A 13,575-nucleotide genomic window follows, 5' to 3' on the forward strand; every position below is an offset into this window, starting at 1 on the left:
AAATGTAGTTAAGTTGAAAAAAGCCTGAAAATATATACTTTCAGGCTTTTTTATTAGTTGTAAACACGTAACGAAACTGCATCAATTTGTTCTACACGATATTGTTTCATAGGATATTGCATTCCGGCAGCTTGACCAGTAAACAAACTATAAGAAGCACCATCACAACCGCAAACAGCATTAATGCCGCTTAAAGTCATAGTCGAACAACCACTTAATGCCTGATTTGGGCAAGCAGCGTCAAAAGCAACATAACTTCCGCCAGTATTGAAAACAAAAATTCCTCTAACGCCAGCACTACCATTATTAATATAAACGGCATTGCTTGGAAATTGTAAATTACTGTATTGAGGCAACGACATATTAATATTTAAACTAAAACCATAATTAGGTAAATACGGATTGTTATTGCTGAAATTTTCTTTATCGCAACCCATTAAAAAAGGAAGAATAAGTAAAATAATATATTTTTTCATGCGTTTTTTTTATTTCAATTGTAAAACAAATTTAATTAATTACTTTTGAGATACATTATACAATGTCATAAATTAATATTAAAAATAAATTACTATCTTTGTGAAAAGGAATCCCATGTAGGTGGGATTCTTTCTATTTTATAAACAATGAAGTTATGAGTACAGTATCTTATTACACAGCAGAAGGGTTAAAAAAATTAAGAGAAGAATTAGACCAACTTAAAAGTATAGAAAGACCAAAAGCATCTCAAGCCATTGCAGAAGCAAGAGACAAAGGTGATTTGTCTGAAAATGCAGAATATGATGCCGCTAAAGAAGCTCAAGGATTATTAGAAATGAGAATTTCTAAAATGGAAGAGATTGTGTCAAATGCACGTTTAATAGATGAATCTCAGTTAGATTTGTCTAAAGCCTTGGTTTTGTCTAAAGTGAAAATTAAAAACCAAACCAACGGTATGGAGATGACCTATACTTTGGTTGCAGAAAGTGAAGCAGATTTAAAAACAGGTAAAATTTCTGTAACTTCTCCTATTGGGAAAGGTTTACTTGGAAAATCTGTTGGAGAAATTGCCGAAATTAATGTGCCAAATGGCGTATTGAAATTTGAAATTTTAGAAATTTCTAGAGATTAATCTTTATTAGGAAGCATTTTTACTTTTAAACTTATAAACTTGAAAAATGAGTTCAATTTTCACCAAAATAGTAAACGGAGAAATTCCTTGTTATAAAATAGCTGAAGACGAAAATTATTTGGCTTTTTTAGATGTAAACCCAAATGCAAAAGGACATACACTTTGTATTCCAAAACAAGAGATTAATAAAATCTTTGATATGGAAGAAGCGCATTATTTAGGATTGATGAAGTTTTCAAGAAAAATTGCAAAAGCAGTTGAAAAATCGGTTGAATGTAAACGAATTGGTGTTGCTGTTGTTGGATTAGAAGTGCCTCATGTTCATGTACATTTAATTCCGCTTCAAGATATGGATGATATGCGTTTCCAACGAAAAACCAGTATGTCACCAGAAGAGTTTCAAGAATTAGCGAAGCAAATCGCTTCTAATTTATAATAAAAAGCACCTTTTTGGTGTTTTTTTTGATTAAAAAACAGCCATGAAATATATAATTTATCTTTTATTTTTTCAAACTATTCTTTTTTCACAAGTTAAAAGTATTTACGCTCCCGTTGAAAAACAAATGCGTCTAATTCCAGAACAGCAAACAAAGTCGGTTCAGGAAATTGCAAGTTATATTCAAGCAAATTTTAAAGGCGAAGAACTGCAAATAAAAGCGGCTTACTTTTATGTGATTTCCTCTATTTCTTATGATGTTACCTATAATTTTTCTACAGAATTATTTAGTAGCGATGAAGATTTTGTTACAAAAACCATTGCAACAAATAAAGGAGTTTGTATTCACTATGCTAAACTGTTTAAAGCTATAGTAGATAAATTAGGCTATCAATGTCAAATAGTTACAGGTTATACAAAACAAAATAATCAAATTAGCAATTTATCACATGCATGGTGCGCCATTAAAATGCAAGATAAAAATTGGTATATATTTGATCCAACTTGGGATTCGGGTTATGTGAAAAATGAAAAATTTGTTCGCAACTTAGTTTCTAAACATTTTAAAATGTTGCCTTCAGCTGCAATTATTTCGCACATGCCCTTTGATTATTTATGGCAATTTACAAAAGAACCTATTTCCAATCGCGAATTTTATAATGGGAAACTATACGATGGAAAACCAAAAATAAATTTTGAGTATCAGATAGAAATCGATAAATACCTAAAATTATCTGAAATTGATAAAGCTTTTGAAAGTTCAGAGAGAATTCAAAAAAATGAAATTTTGAATGATCTAATTCTAGAAGAATACAACTACAAGAAAAATATTTTTAATACCACTCGACTAAATAAAAATGTTGAAAAATTTAATGAGATTGTAGAAGAATATAACATAGCAATTGTGTTGTTAAACGACTTTATTATATATAGAAACAAAGAATTTACACCATCGTATGCTGATGCAATTCTTTTAGAAATGATTAAAACACCAAAAGAACGATTAGAAAATGTTCAAAAAGAATTTTTTGTTTTAGGAAGTATAGGAAAAGAAAATGCATCAAGCTATAATTCGTTGAGGGCATCCATTTCTGATACGGTAAAACAAGCACAAGAGCAATATGAATTTGTAAAAGAATACATTTCTAAAAGCAAAAAAGAAAGAAAAAAAATGTTTAGAACCGTTACTTGGTTTGGTATTCCAGTTAAATAAAAGTAGTTTTTTTAAAACTTATTTGCATGGTAGTTCCTTTTCCAATTTCAGAATGTGCCACTTTTATTCTTCCTTTATGGTACTCGTGAACTATTCTTTTGGTCAACGAAAGACCAAGTCCCCAACCGCGTTTTTTCGTAGTAAATCCAGGCTCAAATACTTTTCGAAATTGATTTTTCGGAATTCCTTTACCGCTATCGGAAATATTAATTTTTACCACATTTTCTAACTCCGAAATTACAATAGCTAAGCTTCCTTTGCCTTTCATTGCATCAATTGCATTTTTGACTAGATTTTCAATGGTCCAACTATGTAACGCTGGATTAATCGCAACAAAAATAGGGTGCTCAGGTGCAGAAAAAGTAAAAACTACTTGCTTAGAAACTCTCGATTGTAAGTATTCAACGGTTGTTCTAGTATCTTCAATAATGTTTCTTTTTTCTAATGCAGGCTCACTTCCTATTTTTGAAAATCTATCCGTTATCGTTTGCAATCTGTTGATGTCTTTTTCAATTTCGGCAACCATACTTTCTTCTACATTTTCTAATTTTAAAATTTCCAACCAACCAATTAACGAGGAGAGTGGAGTTCCAATTTGATGTGCCGTTTCCTTAGCCATTCCAGCCCAAAGTTTGTTTTGTGTGGCCATTTTTGTGGCTTTGTAAAAATTATACACTACAGCGCCAAACAAAATAATAATTAACAGTAGAGCAACCGGATAATATTTCAATTTATTCAATAAAGGAGAATCTCCATAATAAACCAATTGGTATTTATTGTTTGAACGCTCCATTTTAATGGGCTGATTGTCATTTTTTATCGAATTGAAATATTTTTTTAAAGCAATACTATCATTCGTAATTTCTTCGTCAATATTATTAAAATCAATAATTCGGTCATTGCTATCTGCAATAAAAATTGGAATGGTAGTATTTTTACTAATGATTTCAAAAGGTAAATCTAAATCAGAATTTTCGTTTGCATTGGCAACAGTGGTAAGAGCACTTGCCCAAAATTCCATTTTTGCTCGTTCTTCGGTTTTAAAAATTTGGAAAAAGTTATAGGTGTTCCAAAGTATTAAGATTACAATGAAAAAGGAAGCAATAATGATAAACCAACGAGTGATATTTCGCCTTTCTGAAAACTGCATGTATCAAGATTTGATGTAAAAATACTAAAAACCATTTTAAATTTGATACTTGTTCATGTAATTGAACTTGTATTTGTTTGTTATCTTTGTAAAAAATAGTTTCAGTATGTTAAGCATCGATCCAAAAGAAATAGCGCCTGCAAAATTACAAGGATATTTACAAAGTGCAGTTGCGCCAAGACCTATCGCTTTTGCAAGTACTATGGATAGTAATGGAAATCCAAATTTATCGCCTTTTAGTTTTTTCAATGTGTTTAGTTCAAATCCGCCGATTTTGATTTTTTCGCCAGCAAGACGCGTGCGCGATAATACTACAAAACACACTTTAATCAATGCACAAAACACGAGAGAAGTTGTAATTAATGTAGTAAATTATGATATTGTGCAACAAATGTCGTTGTCAAGTACCGAATATCCAGAGGGTGTAAATGAGTTTGAAAAAGCCGGATTTACGATGCTAAAATCAGACAAAGTAAAACCATTTAGAGTTGCAGAAAGTCCTGTACAATTTGAATGTAAAATCAATGAAGTGATTGCTCTAGGTGACCAAGGCGGGGCTGGAAATTTGGTGATTTGTGAAGTGGTAAAAATTCACATCAACGAAGCCGTTTTAGATGCAACTGGTAATATTGACCAGCACAAAATTGATTTGGTTGCCCGAATGGGAGGCAATTGGTACAGTCGTTCCAATGTGGGTATGTTTGAAGTTGAAAAACCGTTGACTACTTTAGGAATTGGTGTTGATATGATTCCCGATTTCATCAAAGAAAGTGGTTATTTTTCGGGTAATGATTTAGGAAAATTAGGTAACATAGAAAATATTCCAACCGAAGAAGAAATTGCTATATTTGTAAAAGAAAATTTTGAAGTCAAAGCCGTTTTAAGTGCGGATGATATGGATACAAAATTTCAAAAAGCAAAAGAATATGTTGACAGCGGAAGAGCTATAGATGCTTGGAAATTGTTATTAGCAAAAAAATAAATTTAAGTATTATGGAAGTTTTAGGAAGAGTAAAATTAATTAATCCTGTACAACAAGTAAGTGCTTCTTTCAAAAAAAGAGAACTTGTAGTTACTACAGAAGAGCAATATCCTCAACACATTTTGATTGAGTTTGCACAAGACAAAACAGATTTGTTAAACAATTATAATGTTGGAGAACAAGTAAAAGTTTCTATCAATTTAAGAGGGAGAGAATGGGTAAATCCACAAGGAGAAACTAAATTTTTTAACTCTATCCAAGGTTGGAGAATTGAAAAAGTACAAGCAGAAGCGCCAAGTGCACCACAAATGCCACCAATGCCTGCTGCTGAAGCTTTTGAACCAGCTACCAATTTTAAAGAAGAAGAACACGACGATTTACCTTTTTAAAAGTTAGAAGTCAGAATTTAGAAGTCAGAAGTTTTATAATTTCTGACTTTTTCTTTTTCTAATTTCTAAATTCTAAATTTAAAACGATGTATTTTTTAACCAAAGAATTATATTTTCCACCAGTGGAAACTGCTTCACCTGAAGGAATTGTTGCTTTTGGAGGCGATTTGTCTCCAGAACGACTCATTTTGGCATATAATTCGGGTATATTTCCTTGGTTTGAAGACGATGAGCCTATTTTATGGTGGAGCCCACCGGAACGAATGGTGTTGTTTTTTGAAGATTTAAAAATTTCGAAAAGCATGCGAAATATTATCAATCAGAAAAAGTTCAAAGTAACTTTCAACACTGCTTTTAAAGAGGTAATTCTAAACTGTAAAAAGATTTCAAGAAAAGATCAGCCCGGCACTTGGATTACGGATAATATGGTTGAAGCATACTGCAAACTTCACGAATTAGGCATAGCAAAAAGTGTTGAGGTTTGGGAAAATGAAGAATTAGTAGGCGGTTTGTATGGCGTTGATTTAGGTCACGTTTTTTGTGGAGAAAGTATGTTTTCAAAAGTTTCTAATGCTAGTAAATTGGCTTTTATAGCGTTGGCAAAACAATTAGAAATGGCCAATTATCATTTGTTAGATTGCCAGGTCTACAACGATCATTTAGCGAGTTTAGGTTGTGTAGAAATAGATCGAGAAGATTTTATGGTGGTGTTGAAGGTTTAGTTTTTTTCAAAACTACTTGCTAGATAGTTTGATTTATTACAATTTAATACGAGATGTTTTGGAATTCCTTTTTCAAAGGAAACTTCTGTTTTTCCTTTACAATCGTCATTTAAGCTGAAGTTTAGTTTATTGTTACTTATGTTTTTTGGTAATTCATAAGACATAGTTAAATAATATTCGCCGATGTAATTATTGTTAATATCATAGAATAAAATTCTGCTTGTTGCTCTACCTGATCCCCAAATCCAAAGTGATGTCATTACTTTATAAGAAGTTGTTTTGCTTTTAATGATTCCTAAATAGGTTAAATTTAGTTCATCATTTCCTTTTTCATCCCATTTCCCAAAAGTAAAAGTTTTATTAATTATTCCTTTTTTTAAAACAGATTCACGTCTGTATTCTTCTGTTTGAGAAAAAACAATGAATGGAATAAGTAGAGAAATAAATAAATAGATTAATGATTTCATAAATCAATTAATATTAAAGCTTAGGCAACGTTCTCACATACAATTCTTCTACTTTTTTTCTAGCCCAATCGGTTTTTCTTAAGAATTTTAAGCTTGAATTTACCGAGGGATTTTCTTTAAAACAGTTGATGTTGATTAATTCGGCTAACGTGTCAAATCCGTAGAAGTTTACTAATTGTTCTACAATTTCCTTTAAAGGTTTTCCGTGAAGTGGGTCGTTGCTCATAATTTATTTTCGTGTAAAACATTCGGTAATATGGTCATTTACCATTCCAGTGGCTTGCATATGGGCGTACATCACTGTTGAACCTACAAATTTGAATCCACGTTTTTTCAAATCTTTACTTAAGGCATCAGAAATGGGCGTGGTTGCTTTAACTTCGCTTAAAGTTTTGGGTTGGTTGTCAATTGGTTTTCCATCAACAAATCCCCAAATATATTTTGAAAAACTTCCAAATTCTTCTTGTATTTTTATAAAAGCTTGCGCATTAGAAACCGTTGCTTTGATTTTTAATTTGTTTCTTATAATTCCAGTATCTTCTGCTAATTCTGCCATTTTTTCTTCCGAGTAATTCGCAATTTTTTTCAAATCGAAATTTTCAAATGCTCTTCGGAAGTTTTCTCTTTTAGCCAAAACAGTGTACCAACTCAATCCCGCTTGAAATGTTTCTAAAATCAAAAATTCGAAAATAGTTGCATCATCATACACTGGTTTTCCCCATTCGTTATCGTGATAATTGCGGTATAAATCGTCTTTTTCGCACCAAGCGCATCGTTGTTTAGTTGTCATTTTTCTCTGTTGCTAAATAAGTATCAATTAAATAATGTCCAAGATAAATTAAAGGGGTTAAGCCAACCGCAATTAGCAATTTAACCGAATATCCCGTAAAAGCAGATGCAATAAACATTTTTGTGTCAATTTTTCCGGGTAACCAAAAGGCAATTCCGAGCACAATAAAACTGTCAAAAAGCTGTGAAATCAAAGTAGAACCTGTACTTCTTAGCCAAATCATTTTTTTACCGGTTCTGTTTTTTACAAAATGAAAAATAGTAACATCAATTAATTGCGAAACTAGAAATGCGACGATACTTCCAACAATAATCCACATACTTTGACCAAAAACCGCATTAAATTGTTCGTCTGAAATTAATCCTTCACCTTTTACCGCAGGAATATTGAGTCCAATTAGTAGTAGAAAAAAAGTGTAAGCAATTAATCCGGCGGTTAAAAACGAAAGCTTTTTTACGCCTTTTTCACCAAAATATTCGTTGATTAAATCAGTTGTGATAAAAACAATTGGCCAAGGTAGAATTCCTAAGCTCATAACTACGTCGCCAATGTAAATTAATTTTCCGCCAATTAATTCCGCAACTAAAGCGTTGGTAATAAAAATTCCAGCTAATACAACATAAATTATATCTTTTTTCCTATGAAACATTAATATTCATCATCATAATCGTTTCCATAACTATTTATTTGATCTTTGAGTTTTCCGTAGGAAACTCTTGGATGATTATCGTTTAGCGATTCATCAATCATTGCATTTTGTAACGAATTTATATCTTTTTCTTCTAAATAAGTTTTAGAAGTTAGTTTATAATATCCTTTAATGTTTGGCGTTGAGCCTTCAGTTATAAAGGCAATTCCTGTGAGTTGTGATTTATTTGTTTGATAAGAATCTTCTTCAATATTTATTCGTTTGAAAAAATAATAGATGATTTTTTTTGAATTGAATTTGATTTCTTTAGTTTCATAAAAGGCTAGTGAATCTTTTTTGGAATCAATTTCCTCTGCATAAACAATTGCAGATGCAGCAATATCTTTTGCATCTATTTTTTCAAAATGTTCTTTTTGTTTGGCATGATTTAACATTAAATAACCAATAAATTGTGATTTTGGATTTGTAATCACTTTATTGATTGTTTTTTCTTCAATCGACTTACTTTTCTCTAATTCAAGTTCGGCTAAAGCGATGTCTAATTCATCAATATTTAAGTTGCTGCTTTTTTCAAAAAGTTGTTGTATTTCTTTTTCATTTTTAAACGGATACAAAATATGAGCATAGCTCATAAAATCACTAATTGGCGCATAATCGTCTTCTTCATAATAATTTTCTTCGTCTTTATCTTTGATGTTTTGTTTGTTTTTCCAGCTCGATAAACGTTTAAATTCTAATTTTGCATTCGTTAAAATCATTTTTTTGTAGGACTTTAATTTTTTCGAATTGCCTAAATTAGCTTGTACCAATTTGTATGTAAAACTCACAATTGGTTCATGATATTCTTTGATGCTGTAATATTGAAAAATTTCAGGAAAAAGCACTTGACTGTTTTCTAAATCGTCTTCAAAATATTCAAACAAGCCCGAAATCTCATATTCATTATCAGAAATTGGCAAATCATATTCAAGTAATTCTTTTATTTTAAGGTAGCCGTTTTTTGTTTTTTGAGAAGACAAAGCTCTTAAAACTGCAAATTGAATTACCGTATTTACATTTTCTTTTTTATAAACTTTCTCTAAATAATCAATCGTATTGTCAGATTTTATTCGGCCAATTTTTTCATATAAATCCCCTAAAATTTCAGTTTCATCATCATTAAATTTGAAGGTATTGATAAAGGTTTTTATTTTAGGCAAATCTTTTTCTTCTAATTTCAAATAATGAATTGATTTTAAGGCAGAATAGCGAATACTGTCATGTTTGCTTCTTACATCATTTAAAAATAGGTCTACTTTATTTTCGAAAACATTTTCTCCTGCTTCAGAAGTTACTTGAAAGGAATTGAACGTTTTTTCCACAAATGCATCATCATTTTTATAATTTTTATCTACTAATGTTTTAAGCTCATAAATTCGCCCATTATTAAAGACCAATTTGTGTTTTGTGGCTTGATTTGAGTTTTCTTTAGAAACCATAGCTTCATACACATGCGAATTTGTACCGTTGTCAACGGTTGTTTTTTCTGAAATAATAGTTAGTTCACTGTCTTTTTTTATTCCAAACAAAAGTTCATTCCAATTTGATATATGATAGTTGTCAAATTCAGTTTCGATTTCTTCAGATACTTCGTCCGAAATTTCTATAATTTCTTCATCAACGGAGTCGGTTTGTTTTCCTTTTTTTGTGATTCTTGCTTTGTAGTTTTTCCAAATAGAATCCATACTTTTCTCCGATTCATATTTATGATATTTGTAATATGACAATTCGACAAATGAGCCATTACTGCCTAAAAATTGATAATTTTTTGATTTTGAAACAAAATGGTTTTTCTTTTTTTGACCAATAGTGTAATCTTTATCGACGGCAAAATCTAAATGCTCGTTTTGTTTTTCAGGAATTTCAATGCTAAAATTTGTAATTGAATCTGAAAATGTTTTATATTTTTCGTTACTTATTGAAGGTTGAATTTGAAAAGATTGAAAGAATTTTTTTGTATCATCTTTTGTTGCATTAATAGCACCTAGCAAATAGTATTTATTTCCTTTTAAAACAGATTTAAGTGCAATTTCTTTGTCTTCAAATTTAGATTGTGATGTAAATTCAAAGCGCTGTTTGTCAAATTTTGTATGTGTAGAGTCAATATCATGTTGGTTATAGAATTCTTTATGAATACGTTTTAATTCATATTCTGAATTTTCTAAATCATCAATTTCTTGGAGTGTTTTTTCAATCAAAAAATAATGTGTTTTTTGATTATTAGCTACTCCAAAAATTGCCATATCTGTATTGTCTTTCTCATTTGCTTTATTACCCTTATAAGCAAAATAACTAGGGAATTGTATTTCAAAATTCCCTTTTCTAGGTTTTATAGTTTCCCAATTTTCTGTGCTTTCTTTTAAGGTTATTTTCGAAAAAATTTCATCCTCAAATTTTCTTACATAATCGCCTTCACCACCCATAATCACGGTAATAATTTCTAGCGGAGTGATATAATATCTGTAGCGTTGAGCATTTCCAGTTTTGGTTTTATTTTTGATATCGTATACCCAATAATTTTTTTCTTGATAGGCTTTTTTCTCTAAAATTTCACCCGGTATATTTTCATAAAATAAACTGTCAAGCGTTTTAGGATTGAAAGGTTTATTGTTTTTGTTTAAAAAATCTTTTAGCAGATTTCGTTTTACATTGATGAAGCCTCCATTTGCTAAATCTGGTGATTCTAAATCTTCACCATTTTCTAAAACAATTTCAAATAATGGTAATGAGATTACTCCGTCAGCTGTTGTTTTTGTTGTTAATTCGGGTTTGATAAAATATTCTTCAATTTGTTTTTTTGCTGATTTTCCTTTGTCTGTATACGCATCAAAAATAGGTTTTACGGTATATCCTTTTTTGCGAAGCAATTCAATTACTCCTTTATCACCTGGCAGATGTGCCGCTCCAATTGCACTAAACAAACTCCCGGTTTTCATGATTGAGTCCATGTTTTTAACCATTTCTACATTTCGATCAAAAAGCATAGCTTTCAAATAACTTTGTGGAGAACTCAATATTGAAAGTGAGTCAATCATATCTAAGTCTTTTTCACGATAAAAATCGGTTAAGGCTTCATTGTATGATTTATTTTTTAATATTTTTAAAATTGCTTGGCGGTTTTTATCCACTTCTTTTTGATCCATGTTTGCTTGAGCTCGCATAATGTTGATTGTTGAGCTTTTAACATCCTCTAAGCCTACAGTTTTTTTATTATATTTTCTACCTGTTCGGTAAATAAACATGTCTAAATACGTTTCTTCTTGGTATTCTTTGTTTGTTTCATTTGTACGAGTTAGCAGACTCACTAAATTGTAGTTGCTGTTTCTAAAAAGGGAATATAAATCATCTTTTTCAATTGGATTGATATAGAAGTTTGTATAGAAAGAGCCGTTATTGGTGTATTGGTTATAAAAGCTAAACATGTCAAAAAGTGAAGTCCAAGTTCTTGGTTCGCTTTCATTAGCAACGATGTCCGCTTTCTGAAGGTGAGTAAAAAAGGCATCGGATAAGTGATACGAAATTTTATCACTTACATGCATCGAGCCATAAACATATGATTTTTTTTGTAAACCATTGCCGCTAATTTCCCACAGTAAACTTTGGTATTTTTTTTCTTGGGCAAAAAGTAGAGATGTAAAGAACAGAACAGAAAGGAAGCAATATTTTTTCAAGAGATAATTGTTTTACGTTTACCCCAAATATACATTTTTTTAGAAATAAAAAAAACCTTAAATCTGTTAAAGAAATAAGGTTTTTTTATATGTATTTTAGAATGAATTATCCTAAAGCTACTCTGCTAAATCCTGTAACTACTAAGTTAGCATCTACAGATTTGATGTAAGCAGCAACGCTCATAGAACCATCTTTAATGTAATCTTGATTTACTAAAGTGTTGTCTTTGTAAAAACGTTGGATTTTTCCTTTAGAAATGTTATCTAACATTGCCTCTGGTTTACCTTCAGCTCTTAATTGCTCTTTAGCGATTTCAATTTCTTTTTCAATGATTGCAGCATCAACACCAGCTTCGTTTAAAGCAATTGGGTTCATGGCAGCAGCTTGCATTGCAACGTTTTTAGCAGCTTCGTCAGCTCCTTCAACATTTGCAGATAAAGCAACTAAAGTAGCAATTTTACCAGCGTGGATATATGATCCAACAAAAGCACCTTCTAATCTTTCAAAAGAACCTACTTCAATTTTTTCTCCAATAACTCCAGTTTGCTCAATTAATTTTTCAGCAACAGTAATTCCATTGAAATCAGAAGCTAATAATTCTTCTTTAGTAGCATAGTTTAAAGCTTGGTTAGCTAAATCAGTAGCTAATTTAACGAAAGATTCGTTTTTACCTACGAAGTCAGTTTCACAATTTAAAGTAATTGCAACACCAGCAGTTTTATCTGCGCTAACAACAGCAATTGCAGCACCTTCAGTAGATTCTCTATCTGAACGGTTTGCAGCCACTTTTTGACCTTTTTTTCTTAAGTTTTCGATAGCTAAATCGAAATCTCCTTCTGCTTCCACTAATGCTTTTTTACAATCCATCATTCCAGCACCAGTGATAGTTCTTAATTTATTTACGTCTGCAGCAGTAATATTTGCCATTTTGTATGTTTTTTATTTGTTGTTTATAAAAGTAAAAAATTCCAATTACTAAATCCCAAATTCCAATTTTACTAAATTGCTAACTAAAAGTTAGAACAAGTTTGGAATTTGGAATTTAATTCTTGGAATTTAATTTATTTATGCTTCAGTTTCAGTAGCAGGAGCTTCAGTAGCTTCTACTTCTTTAGCTGGTAATTCATCTTTTTCAACTTTTCTATCAGAAAGACCTTCTACTAATGCAGCAGATACTAAAGATAAAATTTTATCGATTGATTTAGAAGCATCGTCATTTGCAGGGATAACGAAATCAATTGGACGTGGATCCGAATTCGTATCAACCATTGCGAAAACTGGAATGTTTAATTTTTGAGCTTCTTTGATCGCGATATGCTCAGCTTTAACGTCTACTACAAAAAGAGCTGCTGGAAGTCTAGACATATCAGCAATAGAACCTAAGTTTTTCTCTAATTTTGCACGTAAACGATCTACTTGCAATCTTTCTTTTTTAGATAAAGTCATGAAAGTACCGTCTTTCTTCATTCTATCAATAGAAGCCATTTTTTTAACAGCTTTACGGATAGTTACGAAGTTTGTTAACATACCACCAGGCCATCTTTCAGTGATGTAAGGCATGTTACAAGCTGCTGCTTTTTCAGCAACGATATCTTTCGCTTGTTTTTTGGTAGCAACGAATAATACTTTTCTACCAGATGCAGCAATTTTTTTCAAAGCTTCATTAGCCTCTTCAATTTTAGCTGCAGTTTTATATAAGTTAATGATATGAATACCATTACGCTCCATATAAATGTAAGGAGCCATGTTTGGATCCCATTTACGAGTCATGTGTCCGAAATGTACACCTGCTTCTAATAACTCTTTAACGTCAATTTTGTTTGCCATTGTGTAATAGTTTACGTTCCGTGATTAGCAATGCGTCACCTTTTTCGCTTTAAGTCAATTGACTTTAAGACTTTGGACTGCATTTCGATGCTAAACTAATTCCCTTTTTACAAGGAATATCGACAACTTTG

The 13,575-nt window shown here is 31.1% G+C and carries 15 protein-coding genes; 6 read left to right on the forward strand and 9 right to left on the reverse strand.

Going from position 1 to position 13,575, the window contains the following annotated elements:
• Positions 1-53: 53 nt before the first annotated feature.
• On the reverse strand, positions 54-476 hold the full coding sequence (locus OLM52_RS12600) for a Rieske (2Fe-2S) protein (protein WP_264548853.1): 423 nt from the start codon (positions 474-476) through the stop codon (positions 54-56).
• Between the two features lie 155 nt (positions 477-631).
• On the opposite strand from OLM52_RS12600, the gene greA reads away from it, so the two are divergent.
• The 3 genes from greA to OLM52_RS12615 are packed head-to-tail and all read left to right on the forward strand — an operon-like array spanning position 632 to position 2,757.
• On the forward strand, positions 632-1,108 hold the full coding sequence (gene greA / locus OLM52_RS12605; RefSeq protein ID WP_262317016.1) for a transcription elongation factor GreA: 477 nt from the start codon (positions 632-634) through the stop codon (positions 1,106-1,108).
• A gap of 46 nt (positions 1,109-1,154) precedes the next feature.
• Positions 1,155-1,544 carry an HIT family protein gene (locus OLM52_RS12610; protein WP_264548854.1) on the forward strand — a complete coding sequence of 130 codons (390 nt, stop codon included), beginning with the start codon at positions 1,155-1,157 and terminating at the stop codon, positions 1,542-1,544.
• Positions 1,545-1,587: 43 nt separating this feature from the next.
• Positions 1,588-2,757: a transglutaminase domain-containing protein gene (locus OLM52_RS12615; RefSeq protein WP_264548855.1), complete on the forward strand. Its 1,170-nt coding sequence runs from the start codon at positions 1,588-1,590 to the stop codon at positions 2,755-2,757.
• On the opposite strand, the gene OLM52_RS12620 is transcribed toward OLM52_RS12615, so the two are convergent.
• The gene (locus tag OLM52_RS12620) at positions 2,750-3,907 is read right to left on the reverse strand and encodes a sensor histidine kinase (RefSeq protein WP_264548856.1); all 1,158 of its coding nucleotides are present in this window, start codon (positions 3,905-3,907) and stop codon (positions 2,750-2,752) included. The two genes, OLM52_RS12615 and OLM52_RS12620, sit on opposite strands and share 8 nt — an antisense overlap.
• A 106-nt stretch (positions 3,908-4,013) precedes the next feature.
• Between OLM52_RS12620 and OLM52_RS12625 the strand changes: the two genes are divergently transcribed.
• The 3 genes from OLM52_RS12625 to aat all read left to right on the forward strand — a co-directional run bounded on the left by OLM52_RS12625 (position 4,014) and on the right by aat (position 6,000).
• Complete coding sequence (locus OLM52_RS12625) at positions 4,014-4,889, forward strand: flavin reductase family protein (protein WP_264548857.1); 876 nt, start codon at positions 4,014-4,016, stop codon at positions 4,887-4,889.
• 11 nt (positions 4,890-4,900) lie between these two features.
• The gene (locus OLM52_RS12630; RefSeq protein WP_264548858.1) at positions 4,901-5,278 is read left to right on the forward strand and encodes a DUF3127 domain-containing protein; all 378 of its coding nucleotides are present in this window, start codon (positions 4,901-4,903) and stop codon (positions 5,276-5,278) included.
• 86 nt (positions 5,279-5,364) lie between these two features.
• A complete protein-coding gene (aat, locus tag OLM52_RS12635; RefSeq protein WP_264548859.1) occupies positions 5,365-6,000 on the forward strand; it encodes a leucyl/phenylalanyl-tRNA--protein transferase in 636 nt (211 codons plus the stop codon).
• Here aat and OLM52_RS12640 read toward each other — a convergent pair.
• The 7 genes from OLM52_RS12640 to rpsB form a co-directional block, all read right to left on the reverse strand.
• Positions 5,997-6,467 (reverse strand): hypothetical protein, encoded by a 471-nt coding sequence (locus OLM52_RS12640; RefSeq protein ID WP_264548860.1) that lies wholly within the window; start codon positions 6,465-6,467, stop codon positions 5,997-5,999. The genes aat and OLM52_RS12640 overlap by 4 nt on opposite strands.
• A gap of 13 nt (positions 6,468-6,480) precedes the next feature.
• A complete protein-coding gene (locus tag OLM52_RS12645) occupies positions 6,481-6,693 on the reverse strand; it encodes a VF530 family protein (RefSeq protein WP_264548861.1) in 213 nt (70 codons plus the stop codon).
• A 3-nt stretch (positions 6,694-6,696) separates the two neighbouring features.
• Positions 6,697-7,257, reverse strand: a complete 561-nt coding sequence (locus tag OLM52_RS12650; protein ID WP_264548862.1) for a DNA-3-methyladenine glycosylase I — start codon at positions 7,255-7,257, stop codon at positions 6,697-6,699.
• A complete protein-coding gene (locus tag OLM52_RS12655; RefSeq protein ID WP_264548863.1) occupies positions 7,247-7,906 on the reverse strand; it encodes a queuosine precursor transporter in 660 nt (219 codons plus the stop codon). The genes OLM52_RS12650 and OLM52_RS12655 overlap by 11 nt, the downstream gene beginning before the upstream one ends.
• Positions 7,906-11,616 carry a TraB/GumN family protein gene (locus OLM52_RS12660; RefSeq protein ID WP_264548864.1) on the reverse strand — a complete coding sequence of 1,237 codons (3,711 nt, stop codon included), beginning with the start codon at positions 11,614-11,616 and terminating at the stop codon, positions 7,906-7,908. Before OLM52_RS12660 ends, OLM52_RS12655 begins: the two co-directional genes overlap by 1 nt.
• A gap of 106 nt (positions 11,617-11,722) precedes the next feature.
• On the reverse strand, positions 11,723-12,544 hold the full coding sequence (tsf, locus tag OLM52_RS12665) for a translation elongation factor Ts (protein ID WP_264548865.1): 822 nt from the start codon (positions 12,542-12,544) through the stop codon (positions 11,723-11,725).
• A 138-nt stretch (positions 12,545-12,682) separates the two neighbouring features.
• Positions 12,683-13,444, reverse strand: a complete 762-nt coding sequence (gene rpsB / locus OLM52_RS12670; protein ID WP_041124303.1) for a 30S ribosomal protein S2 — start codon at positions 13,442-13,444, stop codon at positions 12,683-12,685.
• Positions 13,445-13,575 lie beyond the last annotated feature (131 nt).

The sequence above is a fragment of the Flavobacterium sp. N2820 genome (assembly GCF_025947285.1).
Classification (GTDB): Bacteria; Bacteroidota; Bacteroidia; order Flavobacteriales; family Flavobacteriaceae; genus Flavobacterium.